The 20,010-nt window shown below is 67.1% G+C and carries 19 protein-coding genes; 17 read left to right on the forward strand and 2 right to left on the reverse strand.

From position 1 onward, the window contains the following. Nucleotides 1–87 precede the first annotated feature (87 nt). The 8 genes from HV766_RS20675 (at nucleotide 88) to HV766_RS20710 (ending at nucleotide 8,888) form a co-directional block, all read left to right on the forward strand. Entirely contained in the window at nucleotides 88–1,185 is a 1,098-nt protein-coding gene (locus HV766_RS20675) for an ABC transporter substrate-binding protein (RefSeq protein ID WP_054459002.1), read from the forward strand. Nucleotides 1,186–1,329: 144 nt separating this feature from the next. Continuing rightward, complete coding sequence (locus HV766_RS20680) at nucleotides 1,330–3,102, forward strand: ABC transporter permease (RefSeq protein ID WP_175181757.1); 1,773 nt, start codon at nucleotides 1,330–1,332, stop codon at nucleotides 3,100–3,102. Beyond that, nucleotides 3,095–4,183 carry an ABC transporter ATP-binding protein gene (locus tag HV766_RS20685; protein ID WP_054458998.1) on the forward strand — a complete coding sequence of 363 codons (1,089 nt, stop codon included), beginning with the start codon at nucleotides 3,095–3,097 and terminating at the stop codon, nucleotides 4,181–4,183. Before HV766_RS20680 ends, HV766_RS20685 begins: the two co-directional genes overlap by 8 nt. Before the next feature lie 129 nt (nucleotides 4,184–4,312). Continuing rightward, nucleotides 4,313–5,212, forward strand: a complete 900-nt coding sequence (locus HV766_RS20690) for a TonB family protein (protein ID WP_119450721.1) — start codon at nucleotides 4,313–4,315, stop codon at nucleotides 5,210–5,212. Then, entirely contained in the window at nucleotides 5,209–6,072 is an 864-nt protein-coding gene (gene aroE / locus HV766_RS20695; protein ID WP_054458996.1) for a shikimate dehydrogenase, read from the forward strand. The genes HV766_RS20690 and aroE overlap by 4 nt, the downstream gene beginning before the upstream one ends. Before the next feature lie 5 nt (nucleotides 6,073–6,077). Next, nucleotides 6,078–6,800 carry a monofunctional biosynthetic peptidoglycan transglycosylase gene (mtgA, locus tag HV766_RS20700; protein WP_054458994.1) on the forward strand — a complete coding sequence of 241 codons (723 nt, stop codon included), beginning with the start codon at nucleotides 6,078–6,080 and terminating at the stop codon, nucleotides 6,798–6,800. Between the two features lie 79 nt (nucleotides 6,801–6,879). Next, the gene (lptG, locus tag HV766_RS20705; protein ID WP_054458992.1) at nucleotides 6,880–8,058 is read left to right on the forward strand and encodes an LPS export ABC transporter permease LptG; all 1,179 of its coding nucleotides are present in this window, start codon (nucleotides 6,880–6,882) and stop codon (nucleotides 8,056–8,058) included. After that, nucleotides 8,055–8,888 carry a symmetrical bis(5'-nucleosyl)-tetraphosphatase gene (locus HV766_RS20710; RefSeq protein WP_175181758.1) on the forward strand — a complete coding sequence of 278 codons (834 nt, stop codon included), beginning with the start codon at nucleotides 8,055–8,057 and terminating at the stop codon, nucleotides 8,886–8,888. The genes lptG and HV766_RS20710 overlap by 4 nt, the downstream gene beginning before the upstream one ends. Nucleotides 8,889–9,702: 814 nt before the next feature. Here the strand turns inward: HV766_RS20710 and HV766_RS20715 are convergent. Together HV766_RS20715 and HV766_RS20720 are read right to left on the reverse strand one after the other, a co-directional pair. Next, nucleotides 9,703–10,248, reverse strand: coding sequence for a hypothetical protein (locus tag HV766_RS20715; RefSeq protein ID WP_175181770.1), 546 nt, complete (start codon nucleotides 10,246–10,248; stop codon nucleotides 9,703–9,705). Continuing rightward, on the reverse strand, nucleotides 10,248–11,183 hold the full coding sequence (locus HV766_RS20720; protein WP_054458988.1) for a LysR substrate-binding domain-containing protein: 936 nt from the start codon (nucleotides 11,181–11,183) through the stop codon (nucleotides 10,248–10,250). Before HV766_RS20720 ends, HV766_RS20715 begins: the two co-directional genes overlap by 1 nt. Nucleotides 11,184–11,350: 167 nt before the next feature. On the opposite strand from HV766_RS20720, the gene gtdA reads away from it, so the two are divergent. The 9 genes from gtdA (at nucleotide 11,351) to HV766_RS20765 (ending at nucleotide 20,009) form a co-directional block, all read left to right on the forward strand. Further along, on the forward strand, nucleotides 11,351–12,403 hold the full coding sequence (gene gtdA, locus HV766_RS20725) for a gentisate 1,2-dioxygenase (protein ID WP_054458986.1): 1,053 nt from the start codon (nucleotides 11,351–11,353) through the stop codon (nucleotides 12,401–12,403). Nucleotides 12,404–12,481: 78 nt separating this feature from the next. Further along, nucleotides 12,482–13,180, forward strand: coding sequence for a fumarylacetoacetate hydrolase family protein (locus HV766_RS20730; RefSeq protein ID WP_119450292.1), 699 nt, complete (start codon nucleotides 12,482–12,484; stop codon nucleotides 13,178–13,180). 17 nt (nucleotides 13,181–13,197) lie between these two features. Beyond that, nucleotides 13,198–13,836, forward strand: coding sequence for a maleylacetoacetate isomerase (gene maiA / locus HV766_RS20735; protein ID WP_054458981.1), 639 nt, complete (start codon nucleotides 13,198–13,200; stop codon nucleotides 13,834–13,836). Continuing rightward, entirely contained in the window at nucleotides 13,833–14,216 is a 384-nt protein-coding gene (locus HV766_RS20740; RefSeq protein WP_054458979.1) for a chorismate mutase, read from the forward strand. The genes maiA and HV766_RS20740 overlap by 4 nt, the downstream gene beginning before the upstream one ends. After that, nucleotides 14,209–15,198: a Bug family tripartite tricarboxylate transporter substrate binding protein gene (locus tag HV766_RS20745; RefSeq protein ID WP_119450291.1), complete on the forward strand. Its 990-nt coding sequence runs from the start codon at nucleotides 14,209–14,211 to the stop codon at nucleotides 15,196–15,198. Before HV766_RS20740 ends, HV766_RS20745 begins: the two co-directional genes overlap by 8 nt. Before the next feature lie 46 nt (nucleotides 15,199–15,244). After that, nucleotides 15,245–16,597, forward strand: coding sequence for an FAD-dependent oxidoreductase (locus tag HV766_RS20750; protein ID WP_175181759.1), 1,353 nt, complete (start codon nucleotides 15,245–15,247; stop codon nucleotides 16,595–16,597). Nucleotides 16,598–16,615: 18 nt separating this feature from the next. Further along, nucleotides 16,616–17,827 carry a 3-hydroxybenzoate 6-monooxygenase gene (locus HV766_RS20755; protein WP_054458972.1) on the forward strand — a complete coding sequence of 404 codons (1,212 nt, stop codon included), beginning with the start codon at nucleotides 16,616–16,618 and terminating at the stop codon, nucleotides 17,825–17,827. A gap of 29 nt (nucleotides 17,828–17,856) precedes the next feature. Next, nucleotides 17,857–19,032, forward strand: a complete 1,176-nt coding sequence (locus HV766_RS20760) for an ABC transporter substrate-binding protein (protein WP_054458970.1) — start codon at nucleotides 17,857–17,859, stop codon at nucleotides 19,030–19,032. 62 nt (nucleotides 19,033–19,094) lie between these two features. Then, nucleotides 19,095–20,009, forward strand: a complete 915-nt coding sequence (locus tag HV766_RS20765; RefSeq protein ID WP_082401347.1) for a branched-chain amino acid ABC transporter permease — start codon at nucleotides 19,095–19,097, stop codon at nucleotides 20,007–20,009. Nucleotide 20,010 lies beyond the last annotated feature (1 nt).

The raw sequence follows: 20,010 nt of genomic DNA on the forward strand, positions 1-20,010 counted from the left end.
AGGACGACGACAGACGCCGGCTCCTAAGATGCCCGCAAGCTGGACACGGATCCCGCTCCAACCACAAGACTCATCGGAGACACACCCATGCTTGCCAAGTCCCAACTGGCGGCCGCCTGCGCCGCTGCATTCGCCCTTGCCGCCGGCAGCGCCTTTGCGCAGCAAGTGCCGGCCGGCTACCCGGCCGACTACCAGAAGATCCTGGACGGCGCCAAGAAGGAAGGCAAGGTCGTCATCTATTCGACCACCGATACCAAGGCCGCTGGCCCCGTCATCAAGGGCTTCGAAGCGCTGTATCCGGGCATCAAGGTCGAATACAACGACATGAACAGCACCGAGCTCTACAACCGCTACATCAGCGAGCAGGCGGCGGGCGGCACCAGCGGCGACGTCGTCTGGAGCTCGTCGATGGACTCGGCCCTGAAACTGGCCAGCGACTACGCGCTGCAGTACAAGTCGCCGGAAGTCAGCAAGCTGCCGGCCTGGGCGGTGTGGAAGGATTCCGCCTACGGCACGACCTACGAACCGGCCGTGTTCATCTACAACAAGCGCCTGATCCCCGCCGCCGAAGTGCCCACCACGCACGGCGCCCTGGCCAAGCTGATCGCCAGCCAGCCGGACAAGTTCAAGAACAAGGTCACCACCTACGACATCGAGAAGTCGGCCGTGGGCTTCATGCTGGCGGTGCAGGACAAGGTCAACGACCCCAAGTACTTTGAAACGCTCAAGGGCATCGCCGCGGGCGGCCTGATCGTGCAGTCGTCCACCGGCACCATGATGGAACGCGTGTCCTCCGGCGAAAACCTGATCGGCTACAACATCCTGGGCTCCTACGCCGAAACGCGCGCCAAGAGCGACCCGTCGCTGGGCGTGGCCTACCCGACCGACTACGCGCTGGTCCTGTCGCGCGTGGCCTTCATCAGCAAGAAGGCCAAGAACCGCAACGCCGCCAAGCTGTGGATGGACTACATGCTGTCGCAGAAAGGCCAGACCATCCTGGCGAACCAGGCCGACCTGGCCTCCGTGCGCGACGACATCGAAGGCGACAACGATGTGGACGGCATGACCAAGAAGCTGGGCGCCTCGCTCAAGCCGATTCCGGTCAACGAAACGCTGCTGGACTACCTGGAACAGAACAAGCGCCTGCAGTTCATCAAGGACTGGCGCGCCGCGGCTGGCAAGTAATGCCGCGCAGCCCGGAGCCACGGTTCCGGGCCGCCTCGCGCGTAGGGGACGGCGGCGCGCCGCAGTCCCCCTGACCGCCGCCGGGGCGGTCGCCCCCGACCCGGCCGCGCGACCTTCGCGCCATTCAAGAACACAGGATTCCCCATGCAGTCATTGCGCTCGAAATGGCAGTCCCTGCCCCGCGGCGTGGTGGTGCTGATCACGGCGTTGGCCATCTACGTGCCGCTGTCGTTCATCATCATCCAGAGCTTTCTGTCCGCGCCCTTTTTCACGCCGTCCAAGACCTTCAGCCTGGACGCGTTCCGCTTCATCTTCGCGGACCCCGATTTCTACAAGGCCCTGAAAAGCGGCTTCATCCTGGCCTTCGGCCTGGCCGTCATCGCCATCCCGCTGGGCGGCATGCTGGCCTTCCTGATGATACGCACGGACCTGCCCGGCCGCCGCTGGATCGAGCCGCTGATCCTGGTGCCGGTGTTCGTGTCTCCCATGGTGCTGGGCTTCGGCTATGTGGTGGCCGCGGGCCCGGTGGGCTTTTTCTCGACCTGGGCGCAAAACATCCTGGGCTTCGTGCCCTGGAACGTCTATTCGCTGACCAGCATCGTCATCATCGCCGGCCTGACTCACGTGCCGCACGCCTACCTGTATATCTCGTCGGCGCTGCGCAGCATGGGTTCCGACGTCGAGGAAGCCGCGCGCGTGTCCGGCGCCTCGCCGCTGCGCGTGATGGTGTCGGTCAGCCTGCCCATGGTGCGTCCGGCCATGCTGTACGCCACCGTGCTGCTGTTCTTCCTGGGGCTGGAGGTGTTCGGCCTGGTGCTGGTGCTGGGCGATCCCGAAGGCAACCTGGTGCTGGCGACCTATCTGTACAAGCTCACCAACAAGCTGGGCATCCCGTCCTATCACCTGATGGCCGCCGTGGCCGTGGTGCTGATCTGCATGACAATCCCCCTGGTGATGCTGCAGCGCCGCCTGATGCGCACCGCCAACCGCTTCGTCACGGTCAAGGGCAAGGCCTCGCGCGCCCGCGCGCTGCCGCTGGGCAAGTGGCGCTGGGTGGCCGGCGGCGTGGTGGCGTTCTGGCTGCTGGTGACCATCGTGGTGCCGCTGCTGGGCGTGCTGCTGCGCGCCTTCGTGTCCAACTGGGGCATGGGCGTGTCGTTGCTGGACGTGCTGTCGCTGGACGCGTTCCGCACCGTGTTCTCGCAGCCCAATCTGATGCGCGCCATCGTCAACTCGGTGGCCATCGGCGTGTTCGGCGGCGCGCTGGCCGTGTTCTGCTACATGTTCGTGGGCCTGGCCATGCACCGCAAGCCGGACAACGTCACGCGCTTCATGGACTACAGCGTGCTGGTGCCGCGCGCGGTGCCGGGCCTCCTGGCCGGCCTGGCGTTCCTGTGGGTGTTCCTGTTCGTGCCGATGTGGCTGGACAACGCCCTGGACGAAGGCGGCTGGCTGTCGGCCCTGCCCTTCGCGGAATGGCTGCGCGAGAACTTCATCGAATGGCTGCGCGCCATGCGCAGCACCATCTTCAGCGTGTGGCTGGCCTACACGGTGGTGTGGATGGCCTATGGCCTGCGGCTGATCTCCTCGACCCTGCTGCAAGTGGGCCCCGAGCTGGAAGAAGCCGCCCGCAGCGCCGGCGCGCGCCGCGGCCAGGTCACCCGCCACGTCACGGTGCCGCTGGCCAAGTACGGCCTGATCGGTTCCTGGCTGCTGATGTTCCTGATCTTCGAGCGCGAATATTCCACCGGTGTCTACCTGCTGTCGCCCGGCACCGAAACCATCGGCTCCATGCTGGTGTCGCTGTGGGCCTCGGGCGCCATCGACATCGTGGCCGCGCTTTCCTTCATCAATATCGTTCTGGTCGTGATCGGCCTGGGCGTCGCCCTGCGATTCGGAGTCAAACTTCATGATTGAGCTTTCTGTAGAAGACCTGCACCTGGATTACGGCGACAACCCGGTGCTCAAGGGCGTGTCGATGCAGCTGCGCCAAGGCGAAGTGGTGTCGCTGCTGGGCCCTTCGGGCAGCGGCAAGACCACGCTGCTGCGCGCCGTGGCCGGCCTGGAAGGCCCCAAGCGCGGCCGCATCACCATCGGCGAGCGCGTCGTCTATGACGGCGCGGCCAGGAAGGAGGTCCCGGCCGAAGAGCGCAACCTGGGCCTGGTGTTCCAGTCCTACGCGCTGTGGCCGCACAAGACCGTGTTCGAGAACGTGGCCTACCCGCTCAAGCTGCGCAAGGTGCCCGGCGCCGAGGTGCGCGAACGCGTGCAGGCCGTGCTGGACCAACTGGGCCTGGGCAAGCTGGGCCAGCGCCATCCGCACGCCCTGTCCGGCGGCCAGCAGCAGCGCGTGGCCATCGGCCGGGCGCTGGTGTACAGCCCGCCCGTCATCCTGCTGGACGAACCGCTGTCCAACCTGGACGCCAAGCTGCGCGAGGAGGCCCGCGCCTTCCTGCGCGAGCTGATCATCCGACTCGGCCTGTCGGCCTTGATGGTGACCCACGACCAGAGCGAAGCGATGGCGATTTCGGACCGCATCCTGCTGCTGAACAACGGCAAGATCGAACAGCAGGGTACGCCGCAGGAAATGTACGGCTCCCCGTCCACCCTGTTCACCGCCGAATTCATGGGCAGCAACAACCGGCTGGACGGCAAGGTCACCGAGGTGCGCGATGGCCAGGCCCGCATCGAAGGGCGCGGCTGGTCGCTGTGGGGCAAGGCCAGCCCGGGGGTGGCCCAAGGCCAGGACGGCACCGCCGTGATCCGGGTGGAGCAGGTACGGCTGGCGGACGACCCCGACGGCAACCACGTCGACATGCCGCTCCTGACCAGCATGTATCTGGGCGACCGCTGGGAGTACCTGTTCCGCACCCCCGACGCCGACCCGGCCCATACCCTGGCCCTGCGCGCCTACGGCCCCGAAGGGCGCGAGCCCGGCCCTTGCCGGCTGTCGCTGCCCGCCAGCAAAGTCTGGGTCTTCCCCCGCACGGTCGCCTGAGGCGCCTGCTGGCTTGCGCCCCGGTCTGTTACAGACCCGGGGCCCAGGGCTTACGCGCGCCAGGCCTAGGCTTTCCGTGTGAGCCGCTACCGGCGCCCGGCAGACCTGGACTCGCTCTACAATGCGCAGGTGCAACGCCTCGCTGATTCCCCCTCCTCGCTGAGCCGTTACCTGCGGTGGCTGGGCGCACCCGCCCAGCATTACCTGCGCATCGGCATCGCGATATCGCTGTTGGTGCACGCCGGCGCCCTGGCGTGGCGCTTCGGCGCGCCCGCGCTCTCGCGCCCGCCGGCCACCAGCCTGGAAGTCGTGCTGCTCAATGCCCGCAGCGAGACGCCCCCGGAAACCCCGCGCGCGCAGGCCCAGAACCAGATGACCGGCGGCGGCAACGCCGAACGCGGCATGTCCACCACCCCGCTGCCCCGCACCGGCGAATCGGCCGAAACCATCGTGCTGGAGGCCATGCGGCGTCGCCAGGTGCAGCTGGAAGCCGAACAGACCCGCCTGATGACCCAACTGCGCGCCGCTGACAAGGCTGGCGCCGAGCGCCAGGCCGTCAACCCCTGGCCCGACGGCGCCGACCTCGGCCGCGACGCCGAGGACCAGGCCAGCATCATCCAGAGCGCCCAGGTGGCCGCCCTGGCGGCGCGGGTCCAGCAATACAGCGCCGAACCGCGCAAGCAATTCGTCGCGCCTTCCGCCGAGGCCTCGCGCTACGCCGCCTACCTCGACGCCTGGCGCACCCGCATCGAAACGGTCGGCACCCAGCATTACCCGGACGAGGCCCGCGGCCGCATCTACGGATCCCTGCGCATCACGGTGTCGGTGCGCGCCGACGGCAGCATCGCCAACGTCGAGATCGACCAGCCTTCGCCGCATGCCGTGCTGAACCAGGCGGCCCGCCGCATCGTCCAGCTGGCCGCCCCCTTCCCGCCGTTCCCGCCCGATATCGCGCGCGACACGGACGTGCTGGTCATCACCCGCACCTGGCATTTCGTCAACGACACCCTGGAAACACAAGCCCCATGACCGAGGCGCCCCCTCTCGCCAGATACGCCGTCATCGGCAACCCCATCGCGCACAGCCGCTCGCCCCAGATCCACGCCATGTTTGCCGAACAGACCGGCAAGCCGCTGCGCTACGAGCGCCTGCTGGCTCCGGTGGACGGCTTCGCCCAGGCGGTCGCCGCCTTCGTCGCCGAAGGCGGGCTGGGCCTGAACGTAACCGTGCCCTTCAAGCTGGACGCCTATGCCCTGGCTGCCGGCCGCCTGTCCAGCCGCGCCCGCCTCGCCGGCGCGGTCAACACCCTGTCCTGGCGCGACGGCGCCTGGCATGGCTGCAATACCGATGGCGTGGGCCTGGTGTCCGACCTGCTGCGCCTGGGCGTGCGCCTGACCGGGGCGTCCGTGCTGCTGGTCGGCGCGGGCGGCGCCGCCCGCGGCGTGCTGCAGCCGCTGGCCGAAGCCGGCTGCGCCCGCATCCATATCGTCAACCGCACCGCATCCAAGGCGGAAGAACTGGCCGCTTCCTGGCGCGAGAGCGGCGTGTCGCCGCAGACCGCGGTCACGGGCGGCAGCCTGGCGGACGCCGCCCTTGCCGGCGGCTGGAACCTGGTCATCAACGCCACCGCCAGCGGCCTGCAGAACGCCGCCCCGGACCTGCCCCCGGGCCTCTATGCGCCCGGCGCGGCCGCCTACGACATGATGTACGGCGCCCAGCCCACCGCCTTCATGCAACAGGCCCAAGCCGACGGCGCCGCACTTGCGGCCGACGGCCTGGGCATGCTGGTGGGTCAGGCGGCCGAAAGCTTCTACATCTGGCATGGCGTGCGTCCTGACCCCGCCCCCGTGCTGGCCGCGCTGCGCGAGGCGCTCAAGGCCGGGCAATAGACGGCATGGCGACGCGCAAGGGCCGCTCCTGGTTCCGGATCATCAGCGGCGCGCTGATGGCGCTGGTGTGCCTGGTGCTGCTCTATCAGTTCTGGCTGTTCGCCCAGGTGGTCTGGTACAACTACCGCCCCCCGGGCAGCAGCGCCATCATGCGCGAGGAACGATCCCGCCTGAGCGACGGCAACCCCGATTTCGAGCTGAAGTACGAATGGGTGCCCTACGACAAGATCAACCGCAACCTCAAGCGCGCGGTCGTGGCGTCCGAGGACTCCAACTTCACTGAACATGACGGCGTCGAATGGGACGCCATCCGCAAGGCCTGGGAGTACAACCAGAAGCAACAGGAAGCCGGCCGCAGCAAGATGCGCGGCGGCTCCACCATCACCCAGCAGCTGGCCAAGAACCTGTTCCTGTCCAGCTCCCGCAGCTACATCCGCAAGGGCCAGGAACTCGTACTCACCTACATGATCGAACACGTCATGAGCAAGGAACGGATCCTGGAGCTGTATCTGAACGTGGCGGAATGGGGCGAAGGCGTGTTCGGCGCCCAGGCCGCCGCCAAGCACTATTTCAATACCTCCGCCGCCAACCTCGGGGCCAGCCAGTCGGCCCGGCTGGCGGCCATGCTGCCCAACCCGCGCTTCTATGACGCCCACCGCAATACCCGGTACCTGAACTCCCGGGTCGGCGTCCTGACGCGGCGGATGCAGATGGTCGACATCCCCTGACACGGATCCGACCCTCCGGCCCCACCCTGAGCGGCGGGATTTGTTAAGCTTTCGGGTTTAGGCGTTCCTCCTTTTCTTCATGCGTACCGCACGTCGCTACCTGGCCCGCGAGATCTATCGCTCTTGCGCAGTGGTCCTCATGGCCCTGCTGGGCCTTTTCACGTTCTTCGCGCTGGTGGACGATCTGGACAACGTCGGCGACAAGTTCTCCATGATGGCCCTGCTGTACATGCAGGCCCTGGCGATCCCGACCCGTCTCTACGACCTGTTGCCCATCGGCCTGCTGATCGGCGCCATCCTGGCGCTGGCGGGGCTGGCCCAGCGCAACGAACTGGTCATCCTGCGGGTATCCGGCGTCAGCGGCATGAAGCTGCTGCGCATGCTCTGGATCGTCACGATCCCGCTGATGATAGGAGCGGGCCTGCTGTCCGAGTACGTCACGCCCTGGGCCGAAATCAAATCCGGCGAGGCCAACCTGCTGTTCCGCGGCAAGGCCGGCGGCGACCGCCTCAAGAGCGGTTACTGGTTCAAGGAACCCACCGCCAACGGCGGCACCCGCATCATCAACATCGGCGAACTCAAGGGCGACGGGCAGGTCAACTCCGTGATCCTCTACGAATTCAAGAAGGATCAGACGCTGTCCGCCCTGTCAACCGCGCCGACCGGCCTGTTCACGCAGGGCGACCTGCTGCTCAAGGACGTCACCGAAACCCGGCTGGACGACGACGCCGCCGAGGCGCTGGCCAACGCGCGTCCGCCCAAGAACCCGCCCGCCACCGTGGTCAAGGTGCCCGAGCGCAATATCGACACCACGCTCAGCGCCGAGCGCCTGCTGGCCCGCGTGCTGACCCCTGAACGCATGTCCATCGCCACGCTGCTGGACTATGTGGACTATTTGCGCAACAACCAGCTGCAATATGGTCGACAGGTCGTCGCCTTGTGGCGCAAACTGGCATATCCGTTCACCCTGCTGGTCATGATCACCATTGCCGCTCCCATCGGCTTGATGCAGACACGCCGCGGCGGCGTAGGCGCCAAGGTTTTCATCGGCATCCTGTTGGGCGTAGGCTTCTTCATGCTGAACCAGTTGGCCCTGAACGTGGGCATGCTGGGCAAATGGCCGGCCTGGCTGACCGCCCTGGGTCCGAACATCGGCGCCATGATCGTGGCGTTGGGCGCCATGGGCTACATGGAGTACCGCCACACCATCACGCGGATCGCGCAACAACGTTGGCCTTGGAGCAAAAGTCCCGCATGAACGGCAGTATCTGGATGATCGGCGACGTGCAGGGCTGCTGCTCGCCGCTGGATCGCTTGCTGTCCCACCCCGAACTGGTCGGCGACCCCCAGTCGCGCTTCTGGTTCGCCGGAGACCTGGTCAACCGCGGTCCCGAATCGCTGGAAACCCTGCGCCGCATCATCGACCTGGGCGACCGCGCGACCTCGGTGCTGGGCAACCATGACCTGCACCTGCTGGCCACCGCCGCGGGGGTACGCAAGCCGTCCAAATCGGACACGCTCGAGGACGTCCTGCGCGCGCCGGACGCGGCCGACCTGATCAACTGGCTGCGCTTTCGCCCGCTGGCCCACTTCGAACAGAACCACCTGCTGGTCCATGCCGGCACGCTGGCCAAATGGGACGTGGCCAAGACGCTGGCGCTGGCCGGCGAAGTCCAGGACGCCCTGCGCGGGCCGAACTGGCAGAAGGCGCTGCAAAAGATGTACGGCAACGAGCCGGCCACGTGGAAGGAAGACCACAAGGGCGGCAAGCGCATGCGGGTCATCATCAACGCGCTGACACGCATCCGCCTGTGCACGCCCAATGGCCACATGGAATTCGCCACCAAGGTGACGCCGGGCGCCTGGCCGACCGGCCTGGTACCTTGGTTCGACGTATCCAACCGCGCCACGCGGAACGTCACGACGGTGTTCGGGCATTGGTCTACGCTGGGGTTGCTGCAGCGGCCGGACGTGATCTGCCTGGATACGGGGTGCGTTTGGGGTGGGTCGCTGACGGCTTTGCGGTTGCAGGATCGGAGGCTGGTGCAGGTGAAGTGTTCGCAGTTTCAGGATCCGTTGTCGGAGTAGGGTTGAGGCTTGCTCCGTCGCACCGGATGCTTCGTAGGCCGCCCGTCGGCGCGGGCGCCTGAGTGGCGGGCGCCCGCGCCGATGGGCTACTTGAATCTTGGACTGATGCGCTGCTAGAGCTGTGGTCAGGGACGATTCTTGGGCTGCCCGTCATTCTCGGCCGCGCGGGCGGCCGTGAATGACATACGTGATTTCTTGAATTTCGATTGTGTTCGCTTGCGCGAATGCGGCGAGTGGTTTGCTAATGGTCGCCAGCTCATGGGGAATGGGCGGTGATGGATGGCGCGCGGTGGCGAACTACTTGCGCATGCTGACCGTCACGCGCGCCACCCATCCGGCACTGACGTTGAAAGACGATTGTTGGCAAACCGACGCGCTTCAACTCCCCGCATACCCAAATTCACCAACCACCAGCGCGCAGCGCCAACACGCGACGCAAAACGCCGCGTAAGCCCCAAAAGGCCGCCCGCGCGGCCGGCCTGGGGCGGGCCCCGCAAGACACGCCCCAACCCACTAGCCGTGGCGAGAATGCCAAACACACCGACCGCCCCAGCGCCCGTGAAGATTCATACATCGGAGCCTGTCGCGTCGGCGGCCTGCGGGGCGCGGGGCGTCGATAAGCCCGAGGGAATCTGAAGGGAAGGCCGAAGGCCTGGACGAAGATGACGAAGGGGTAGTCCGGAGCGAATGCTCCGGACCGCAATCGTTGCCCCGCGCCCCGCAGGCCGCCGACGCGACGGGCGCCTTAAGAACCTACAGCCTCTTCAAGAACCCACAGCCTCCTCAAGAACCCACAGCCTCAAAAACCAAACCATCACCCCCGCCGCTCCATATACCTCCGCGCCATCTGATACCCCGCAAACACATAAAACCCATTGCTATTGAGCACCAGCCAAGCCCCCAACCCGCCAAGCAAAGCCACCACCGGCCCCACCGCCCGAACGTCTCCCTGCGTCCACGCGATCACGCCCAGGAAGCCGACAGCAATCAAGCCCAAGGCCAGCCGCTTCAGCACCACCAGGCCGAATGCATGCCCGCCCATGAAGGCCACCACGCCAATGGCCAACGCCAGGGCCGTCGCCGCACAGACCAGCACCAGGGCGAACGCCGCCAACGCCGGCCCCGCGCCGCGCAGCAGCAGGCTCAGCAGACCTATCCCCACGCCCAGCCCGCCTGTCATCACCAACACCGCCAACACCAGCGGCGACCACATCCCCGGCGGCGCGCGACGCGCATCCATCTCCGTCACAAAGCGATGCATCGCCGCCGACGCAGCCGGTTGGTCCTGATCCGGCAGCGCCGCCTCCAGCTTGCGGCACTGCGCGATCAACGCGTTCAGGCCCGCCCGCGGCGCCTCCATCATGCCCTCGCCGCGCCCGGCGCATGTTCCGCCACCGTGCTGCGCAAGGCCGCCATTGCCTCCTGCACCGCGATCGGACGGAACGCATCCTCGCGCCAGTACATCGCCACCGACCCGAAGCCCGACAGACGCACCGGAATGATCCGCATCGCCCGCATCTGCGAAAACCGCAGCGCCGCCCGGTGCGAAGCCACCCCGATCATGTCGCTGTTATTGATCAACGTGAGATTGATGGTCACCGAATTCGATTCGACGTGGTCCGGCGGCGGCGCCTGGCCCGCCGCCGCCAGCGCCGCGTCCACCGCATTGCGGATAGGCGTGCCTTTTGGCCACAGGATCCAGCGGTAAGACAGCAGGTCTGGCCAAGAGGGCTGCTCGATCGCGAACAGCGGATGGCGCGGCCGCGCAACCAGGTGGATGGGTTCCAGGTACAGGGCCTCGAAGCGGATCGCCGGGTCGTGATGCTCCGGCGCCGAACGCCCCACCACGATGTCCAGGTCGCCCTGCGCCAACTGCGCCAGCAACTGGTCGGTCGTACCCTCCACCAGCTTCACGCGGGCCTGCGGCATGCGCTCGAGCAGCTTCATCACCGCCAGCGGCACGGTGTCCGACGCCGACGCGCCTGATGCGCCTATCACCACCCGCCCGCCGCCGCCCTCGCGCAATGCCGCCATGTCCGCGCTGGCGCGATCCAGTTGCGCCTCCACCCGCTGGGCATGCGCGATCAGCACGTCGCCGTGCGGCGTGGGCCGCAGGCCGCGCGCGTGCCGTTCGAACAGCGGCAGCCCGATGTCGTCTTCCAGATCCTTCAGCCACTTGGACAAGCCCGGCTGCGTCGTATTAAGCATCGCCGCCGAATGGCTGATGTTGCGGGTCTGGGCCAGGCTGAGCAGCATTTTCAGATTGCGCAGGCGCAACCGGTGGGTCCAGTCCATGCAGGCCCTCGTCTCGTCTATGTATATTCTTATTGGTATGGATAATAAGATAAATTCATTTCAAAACACATAGCTCCTTACGCATAATCGTCTCCATATCAGGACCAGCCGCGAGCCACGCGGCGGCCACGCGAAGCCGGCGCCAGCCGGACATTCCGGAGACAAGCATGCCCGACGGTCACACCCCCGGCGCGGACCGCGCCGCCTATTACGCACGCATCGCCAGAAAACACATGGCTCCCTTGTGGGAGTCGCTGCACAACCTGGTGCCGCGCGAACCCGCGCCGCGTTGCGTCCCCGCCATCTGGAAGTACGAAGACGTGCGCGACGACGTCATGGCGTCCGGCTCGCTCATCACGGCGGAAGAAGCCGTGCGGCGCGTGCTCATCCTGGAGAATCCCGGCCTGCCCGGCCAGGCCAGCATCACGCAGAGCCTGTATGCGGGCCTGCAGCTGATCCTGCCTGGCGAAATCGCGCCCAGCCACCGCCATACGCAGTCGGCGCTGCGCTTCATCGTCGAAGGCCGCGGCGCCTATACCGCGGTCAACGGCGAACGCACCACCATGCACCCCGGCGACTTCATCATCACACCGTCATGGACCTGGCATGACCATGGCAACGCCGAAACCGCCGAAGGCGGCGAGCCTGTGGTCTGGCTGGACGGCCTGGACATTCCGCTGCTGCGCTTCCTGGACGCGGGTTTCGCCGAAAACTATCCCTCGGCCACACAACCCGTGACCCGCCCCGAGGGCGACAGCATGGCGCGCTACGGCCACAACATGGCGCCCGTGCGCCACCAGACCTCCAGCGGCACATCGCCCATCTTCAACTACCCCTATGAACGCAGCCGCGAAGCCCTGGACCAGCTCTACCGCCACGGCGAACTGGACCCCTGGGACGGCGTGAAGCTGCGCTACCTGAATCCGGCCACCGGCGGCTACCCCATGCCGACCATGGCGACCTTCATGCAGTTCCTGCCCGCCGGATTCCAGGGCAAGACCTACCGCAGCACCGACTCCACGGTCTACAGCGTGGTCGAAGGCCGCGGCACCGCGCGCATCGGCGACCAGGAATTCCACTTCGGCCCGCGCGACGTCTTCGTCGCGCCGTCCTGGCAGCCCGTGCAGCTGGCCGCGCTGGACGACGCCACCCTGTTCAGCTATTCCGACCGCCCCGTGCAGGACGCGCTGGGCGTGTGGCGCGAAGCGCGCGTCGGCTAAAGGCCGGCGCACTCCCTCCACTTCCGTATCAGGCCGGGGCCGCGCCAGGCCCCGCCCCGCATTCCTCAAAGGTGACCCATGTCTTTCGTCTTCGACCCCGCCGCTCCCATCGCCGTGCCCGTTGCCGGCAGCCAGGACAGCTTCCCTGTGCGCCGCGTCTATTGCGTCGGCCGCAACTATGCCGCCCATGCCCGCGAAATGGGCTTCGACCCCGACCGCGAACCGCCGTTCTTCTTCTGCAAACCGGCCGACGCCGTGGTGCCGGTGGCTGAAGGCAGCACCCTGTCGCTGCCCTATCCTTCCGAGACCGCCAATCTGCACTATGAGATCGAACTGGTGGCGGCCATTGGCAAGGGCGGCGCCAACATCGCCGTCGACGACGCGCTGCAGCACGTCTGGGGCTATGCCGTGGGCCTGGACATGACCCGCCGCGACCTGCAGATGAAGATGCGCGAAGCCGGCCGGCCCTGGGAACTGGGCAAGGCCTTCGACCTGAGCGCGCCCATCGGCCCCCTGCATCCTGCCGGGGCGGTCAAGAACATCGACCAGGCCGCCATCTGGCTGCAGGTCAACGGCGCCGACAAGCAAAGAAGCGACATCGGCAAGCTGATCTGGTCCGTCGCCGAAACCGTCGCCTACCTGTCCAAGTACTTCCGCCTGGAAGCCGGCGACCTGATCTACACCGGCACCCCCGAAGGCGTGGGTCCGGTGGTGCGCGGCGACAAGATGGTCGGCGGCGTGGACGGCCTGGGCACGCTCAGCGTGCAGATGGTGTGAACCTTCCAGGAACCCGCATGCAACTGCACAGCTTCTTCAATAGTTCCACCTCCTATCGCGTGCGCATCGCGCTGGCGCTCAAGGGTTTGCCGTACGAGTACCTGCCTGTGAACCTGCGCAAGCAGGAGCAGCGCGCGGCGGATTACGTGGCCAAGAATCCTTCCGCGGGCGTGCCCCTGCTGATCGATGGCGACACCCAGCTGTCGCAGTCGCTGGCCATCGTCGACTACCTGGACGCCACCCATCCCGAGCCGCGCCTGATCCCCGCCGGCACGCTGGAGCGCGCCCGCGTGCTGGAGCTTTCCGACGCCATCTCCTGCGACATCCACCCCGTCAACAACATGCGCATCCTGCGCTATCTGCAGGACGTGCTGGGCGCCAGCGAAGAACAGAAGAACGCCTGGTATCACCACTGGATCCGCGAGGGCATGACGGCTGTGGAAGCGCTGCTGGCGCGCCACGGCCATGGCGCCTACTGCTACGGCGACGCGCCCACCCTGGCGGACTGCTGCCTGGTGCCGCAGATGGCGAACGCCCAGCGCATGGGCTGCGACCTGTCGGCCTATCCGCGCGCCATGCGCGTCTATGAACACTGCAATGCGCAGCCCGCCTTCCAGCAGGCGGCTCCCACCCAGCAACCGGACTACACCAAGTGAGCAACCAGGAACCCGACACCCAGGGCGCGCCGCTGCGCGAATACACCGATCCCGCCTACCGCCCGCTATGCGCCAACCTGGCGGAAGTGCGCGCCAACATCGACAGGCTGGACGATGAGATCGTGCGCCTGATCGCCGAACGCGCCATGTACGTGAAGGACGCCGCGCGCTTCAAGCGCGACGCCTTCCAGGTCAGCGCCCCGGCCCGCCAGGCCCAGGTCTTCGAAAAGGCGCGCCTGCTGGCCGAACGCCACAACCAGGGTTTCGCCAACCTGGACCAGGTGGTGGACGCCACCTATCGCGCCATGGTCGCGGCCTTCATCGCCAACGAACAAACCTATTTCAACACCATGAAGGATCTCGGAGACACCCATGCATAAGCCCTACGCGCGCCGTATCGCCGCCCATGCCCTGATCCTGGGACTGGCCGCGCTTGCGCCGCTGGCCGCCGCGCAGGCCCAGGCCTGGCCGGCCCAGCCGCTCAAGGCCATTGTGCCCTTCGGCCCGGGCTCCAGCCCCGACCAGGTGGCGCGCATCGTTGGCGAAAAGGCCGGCGCCATCCTGGGCCAGAGCATCGTCATCGAGAACAAGCCGGGCGCCAGCGGCAACATCGGCACCTATGCCATCGCCAACGCCAAGCCCGACGGCTATACCTTCGGCGTGTCCATTACCGGCCCGCTGGTCAACAATACTCTGCTGTTCGACAAACTGCCCTATGCGCCGGCAACCGACCTGGCGCCGCTGACGCTGGCGGTGCACCAGCCCAATGTGCTGGTCGTGCCCGTCTCGGCCGGCATCGACAACATCGGCCAGTTGCTGGAAGCGCTGAAGAAGAATTCGGACAAATACAACTTCCCTTCCACGGGCGCCGGCACGGTGTCGCACCTGGCCGTGGAACTGATGCTGCAGCAGACCGGCGCGCGCGCCACCCACGTGCCCTATCCCTCGTCGCCCGCGGCGCTGACCTCGCTGCTGTCCGGCGACACGCAGTTCGCCGCGCTGCCGCCCATCGCCGTCATGCCCATGGTGAAGGATGGACGCCTGAAGGCCCTGGCCGTCACCTCCTCCAAGCGCTCCGCCCTGCTGCCCGACATCCCGACGCTGGCCGAAGTCGGCGTGCCGGGCATCGAGGGCTCGGCGTGGATCGGCTTCGTGATCTCGTCCAAGGTTCCCGCCGACATCCAGAAGAAGCTGTCCGACGCGCTGATCCAGGCCATCCGTGATCCCGAGGTCACCAAGCGCCTGCAGGCCCAGTTCATGGATCCCGCCGGCACCACGCCCGCCGAGTTCCGCGCCTACATGGACGACGAACTCAAGCGCTGGGAGCCGCTCATCAAGAAGCTGGGCATCAAGGGCCAGTAAACCGGCGCCCGGCCACGCCGCGCAACCCAAACAAGGAGAACACGGGATGCTCATCACCGAACCCGCCCGCCAGGTTCCGCTCTACGGCGAATATGAGGTCGTCGTGCTGGGCGGCGGCCCCGCCGGCCTGTTGGCCGCCGCCAGCGCCGCGCGCAACGGCGCCAGCGTGCTGCTGGTGGAACGCTACGGATTCCTGGGAGGGATGGGCACGGCGGCCGGCGTATCCAACTTCTGCGGCCTGCACGCGAACATCCGGGGCGACATCCGCCAGGTGGTCCACGGCATGACGGACGACCTGCTGGACCGCATGCGCGCCATGGACGGGCTCAACGACCCTCACCTGATCCTGGGCAAGATCCACGCCCAGGCTTATGACATCTCGGCCTTCAAGTGCGCCGCCGACGGGCTGGTCCAGGCCAGCGGCGCACAGGTGCTGTTCCATGCGCTGGCCACCGGCCTGGCGCGCGGCGCCGACGGCAACGTGGATGCGTTATTCCTGGAAACCAAGTCCGGCCGCTGCGCCGTGCGCGCCAAGGTCTATATCGATTGCTCGGGCGACGCCGATATCGCCCAATGGGGCGGCCTGCCCTTCGAGAAGGGCGACGAGCACGGCGGCATGCTCTATCCCACGCTGATGTTCAAGGTCGGCAATGTCGACGGCGCCCGCGCGCAGGAAGCCTGGAAGACCATCCCCCAGCTGATGGACCAGGCCGCGGCCAGCGGCGAATTCACCTTCCCGCGCCGCGGCGCCATCGTGCGCCCGCAAAAGCACGACTACGAGTGGCGGGTCAACGTGACCCAGCTTGCCAACGCCGACGGCAGCGCGGCCGACGGCACCGACGCCGATTCCCTGTCGGCCGGCGAGCTCGAAGGCCGCCGCCAGATCGTGCAATACCTCGCCTTCCTGCGCGCCAAGGTGCCGGGCTTCGAGAACGCCTATGTGCTGGACATCGCGCCGCAGCTGGGCATCCGCGAGACCCGCCGCATCGTGGGCGAGGCCGTTCTGAGCAAGGAAGACGTGTTGGGCTGCGCCGACTTTCCGGACAGCATCGGCGTCAATGGCTGGCCGCTGGAAATGCACACGGCCGGCGACGTGCAATGGCTCTGGCCGCCGATCCCCGAGTCCCGCGGCTATAACCAGCTGCCATTCCGCATGATGGTGCCCAAACGCGCCCCGGGCGTGGCGGGCAATGTGCTGGTGGCCGGGCGCTGCGCCTCGATGACGCACGAAGGCCAGTCGGCGGCTCGCGTAAGCGGCAGCTGCTTCGTCATGGGCGAGGCCGCGGGCACGGCGGCTGCCATGGCGCTGCGCGCAGGCATCGCCCCCGGTGACGTGCCCATTTCCGCCTTGCAGGCGCAGCTGGTGAAACAAGGCGTGTTCCTGGGCGGCCAGGACTGAACGGCGCGGAGGCCATACATGAACGCAACGCAAACCGATAAATCCGTGATCGTGGTGGGCGGCGGCATCGGCGGCCTGGCCGCGGCGCTGGCGCTGACCCGGCAAGGCATCGCCGTGCAGCTGCTGGAGCAGGCCGCGCACATCGGCGAAATCGGCGCCGGCATCCAGCTCGGTCCCAACGCCTTCGCGGCGCTGGACGCCCTGGGCGTGGGCCAGACCGCGCGCGCCCGCGCCGTGTTTACCGACCACATCATCATGATGGACGCGGTGGACGCCCGCGAAGTGGTGCGCATCGATACCGGCGAGGCCTTCCGCGAGCGCTTCGGCGGCCCCTATGCCGTGATCCATCGCGCCGACATTCACTTGTCCATCCTGGAGGCCGTGCAGCAGAATCCGCTGATCAGCTTTCGCACCTCCACCCAGATCGCCTCCATGTCGCAGGACGACAAGGGCGTGGAAGTCGTGGACACCCAGGGCAACCGCTATCGCGCCGACGCCGTAGTAGGCGCGGACGGCGTGAAGTCCGTGATCCGCGAACGCATGGTAGGCGACCCGGCGCGCGTGACCGGCCACGTGGTCTACCGCGCCGTGGTCGAACGCGAGAACATGCCCGAGGAGCTGCGCATCAACGCCCCCGTGCTGTGGGCTGGCCCGCACTGCCATCTGGTGCACTACCCCTTGCGCGGCGGCCAGCAATACAACCTGGTGGTGACTTTCCACAGCCGCGAACAGGAAGAATGGGGCGTGCGCGAGGGCAGCAAGGAAGAAGTGCTGTCCTACTTCCAGGGCATCCACCCGCGTCCGCACCAGATGCTGGACCGCCCCACGTCCTGGAAGCGCTGGGCCACCGCCGACCGCGAGCCCGTGGAACGCTGGGGCCAGGGGCGCGTGACCATTCTGGGCGATGCCGCCCATCCCATGACGCAATACATGGCCCAGGGCGCCTGCATGGCGCTGGAGGACGCGGTGACATTGGGCGAAGCCGTGAAGCAATGCGGCCAAGACCTGGAGGCCGCGTTCCGCCTGTACGAATCCGTCCGCATCCCGCGCAGCGCGCGGGTGGTGTGGTCCACGCGCGAAATGGGCAGGCTCTATCACGCGCGGGGCGTCGAACGCACCGTGCGCAACATGCTGTGGACCGGCCGCAGCCAGTCCCAGTTCTACGACGCGTTGCAGTGGCTGTACGGCTGGAAGGTGGAAAACTGCCTCGCGGGGCAATCCTCTCAATAGAAAAAATGCAGGCACCCAAGGAGACAACCATGAGAAAAACCGCAATCCGCGGCAGCGCCGCCCTCGTGCTTGCGCTGACCGCGTTCGCGGCCGGCGCGCAGCAAAAGCCGGTCGACATCGGCTTCATCGGCACCCTGTCCACGCCCGCCGGCTACATCGGCGAAGACGAGCGCGACGCCTTCATGCTGGCGGTCAAGGAAGGCGGCGGCAAACTCGGCGGCGTGCCGGTCAATGTGCGCGTGGAGGACGACGCGCTCAAGCCCGCCAACGCCAAGCAGATCGCCGACAAGATGGTGCAGGGCGGCGTGCGGCTGTTCACGGGCATCAACTTCTCCAACGTCATGGCGGCCGTGGGGCCGACCGTGCTGAACGCGGGCGGCTTCTATGTCAGCCTGAACGCGGGCCCCTCCAACTACGCCGGCAAGGCCTGCAACCCGAACTACTTCTCGGTGGCGTTCCAGAACGACTCCTACGCCGACACCGCGGGCCTTGCCGCCAACGAGCTGGGCGCCAAGCGCGTGGTCATCATGGCGCCCAACTACCAGGCCGGGCGCGATGCGGTGGCCGGCTTCAAGCGCACCTACAAGGGCGAGATCGCCGACGAGATCTACACCAAGCTGGAACAGGCCGACTTCTCGGTGGAACTGGCGCGCATCCGCTCGCTCAATCCCGACGCCATCTTCCAGTTCCACCCCGGCGGCGCGGGCATCAACCTGACCAAGCAATTCGCCAACTCCGGCCTGGCCGACAAGATCCGCATGATCACGCCCATCTACTCGATGGACGACCGCATGCTGGCCGCGACCGGCAATGCCGGCAAGGGCTTCTACCTGAGCTCGTTGTGGAGCGCGGATCTCGACAACCCGCAGAGCAAGCATTTCGTCGAAGCCTTCACCAAGGCCTACAACCGCGCGCCCACCGCCTATGCGGCCCAGGCCTACGACACCGCCAACCTGATCGGCTCCGCACTGAAGGCCGTGGACGGCGACATCACCGGCCGCGCTGACGACTTCCGCAACGCGCTGCGCCGCGCCGACTTCCCCAGCGTGCGCGGCAAGTTCAAGTTCGGCCCCAACCAGCATCCGATCCAGGACTGGTACCTGCTGCACATCGAGGCCGGCCCCGACGGCAAGCTGGTCTACAAGAACCTGAAGGTCATCGCCCGCGACCATACCGACGTGCACGCCGCCGACTGCAAGATGTAAGTCCGCACGACGCCCGGCGGATTGCGCGCAGTCCGCCGGGTCCACTCCACGAGGAGTCCCCAATGCTGATGTTCCTGGAGCAGGTCTTGAATGGCCTGCAGTACAGCGCATTGCTGTTCCTGCTGTCGGCGGGCTTGACGCTGGTGTTCGGCATCATGAACGTCATCAACCTGACGCACGGTTCGTTCTACATGGTCGGCGCGTTCTGCGCGGCCAGCGCCGCGGCGGCCACCGGATCGTTCCTGGCCGCGCTGCTGGCGGCGCTGGCGGGCGCGGCGCTCTATGGCCTGGTGGTGGAGTTGCTGGTGATCCGCCATCTGTACCGCCGCGACCACCTGGACCAGGTGCTGGCCACGCTGGGCCTGACGCTGTTCACCAACGAGATGGTGACGGTGCTGTTCGGCCGCAGCCCGCCCTTCATGGACATCCCGCCCTTCCTGTCGGGCTCGGTGGAGATCCTGCCCGGCCTGAACTATCCCCTCATGCGGCTGGCCTTTATCGGCGCTGGCGTGCTGGTGGCGCTGGGGCTGTGGCTGCTGATCTCGCGCACGCGCGTCGGCATGCTGGTACGCGCGGGCGCCGACGACGGCGAAATGGTCGACGCGCTGGGCGTGAACATCCAGCGCCTGTTCACGCTGATCTTCACGCTAGGCGCCCTGCTCTGCGGCTTTGCCGGCGTGATGGCGGCGCCGCTCCTGGCGGTGGAGATCGGCATGGGCGAGCGCATCCTCATCACCACCTTCGTGGTCATCGTGGTGGGTGGCGTGGGTTCGGTGCGCGGCGCGCTGGTCGGTTCTCTGATGATAGGCATGACCGATGCGCTGGGGCGCGCCTACATCCCGTTCTGGATGTCGCGGCTGCTGCCGCCGGAGCTGTCGGACTCGGCGAGTTCCAGCCTGGTTTCGGCCAGCATCTACATCCTGATGGCCATCGTGCTGCTGTTCAAGCCGCGCGGCCTGGTGCCCGCGCAGCGATAGG

Origin of the sequence: Achromobacter aegrifaciens, assembly GCF_902859735.1 — a bacterium.
GTDB classification, from domain to species: Bacteria; Pseudomonadota; Gammaproteobacteria; order Burkholderiales; family Burkholderiaceae_B; genus Achromobacter; species Achromobacter aegrifaciens.

Bases quoted from the DNA above. Each gene is read 5' to 3' on its own strand.
- lptG (WP_054458992.1), top strand. From the start codon at position 6,880: ATGCGTACCGCACGTCGCTACCTGGCCCGCGAGATCTATCGCTCTTGC.
- maiA (WP_054458981.1), top strand. From the start codon at position 13,198: ATGCAACTGCACAGCTTCTTCAATAGTTCCACCTCCTATCGCGTGCGC.
- HV766_RS20765 (WP_082401347.1), top strand. From the start codon at position 19,095: ATGCTGATGTTCCTGGAGCAGGTCTTGAATGGCCTGCAGTACAGCGCA.
- HV766_RS20710 (WP_175181758.1), top strand. From the start codon at position 8,055: ATGAACGGCAGTATCTGGATGATCGGCGACGTGCAGGGCTGCTGCTCG.
- HV766_RS20750 (WP_175181759.1), top strand. From the start codon at position 15,245: ATGCTCATCACCGAACCCGCCCGCCAGGTTCCGCTCTACGGCGAATAT.
- HV766_RS20685 (WP_054458998.1), top strand. From the start codon at position 3,095: ATGATTGAGCTTTCTGTAGAAGACCTGCACCTGGATTACGGCGACAAC.
- HV766_RS20680 (WP_175181757.1), top strand. From the start codon at position 1,330: ATGCAGTCATTGCGCTCGAAATGGCAGTCCCTGCCCCGCGGCGTGGTG.
- HV766_RS20745 (WP_119450291.1), top strand. From the start codon at position 14,209: ATGCATAAGCCCTACGCGCGCCGTATCGCCGCCCATGCCCTGATCCTG.
- HV766_RS20760 (WP_054458970.1), top strand. From the start codon at position 17,857: ATGAGAAAAACCGCAATCCGCGGCAGCGCCGCCCTCGTGCTTGCGCTG.
- aroE (WP_054458996.1), top strand. From the start codon at position 5,209: ATGACCGAGGCGCCCCCTCTCGCCAGATACGCCGTCATCGGCAACCCC.
- HV766_RS20715 (WP_175181770.1), bottom strand. From the start codon at position 10,248: ATGGAGGCGCCGCGGGCGGGCCTGAACGCGTTGATCGCGCAGTGCCGC.
- HV766_RS20675 (WP_054459002.1), top strand. From the start codon at position 88: ATGCTTGCCAAGTCCCAACTGGCGGCCGCCTGCGCCGCTGCATTCGCC.
- HV766_RS20755 (WP_054458972.1), top strand. From the start codon at position 16,616: ATGAACGCAACGCAAACCGATAAATCCGTGATCGTGGTGGGCGGCGGC.
- gtdA (WP_054458986.1), top strand. From the start codon at position 11,351: ATGCCCGACGGTCACACCCCCGGCGCGGACCGCGCCGCCTATTACGCA.
- HV766_RS20730 (WP_119450292.1), top strand. From the start codon at position 12,482: ATGTCTTTCGTCTTCGACCCCGCCGCTCCCATCGCCGTGCCCGTTGCC.
- mtgA (WP_054458994.1), top strand. From the start codon at position 6,078: ATGGCGACGCGCAAGGGCCGCTCCTGGTTCCGGATCATCAGCGGCGCG.
- HV766_RS20720 (WP_054458988.1), bottom strand. From the start codon at position 11,183: ATGGACTGGACCCACCGGTTGCGCCTGCGCAATCTGAAAATGCTGCTC.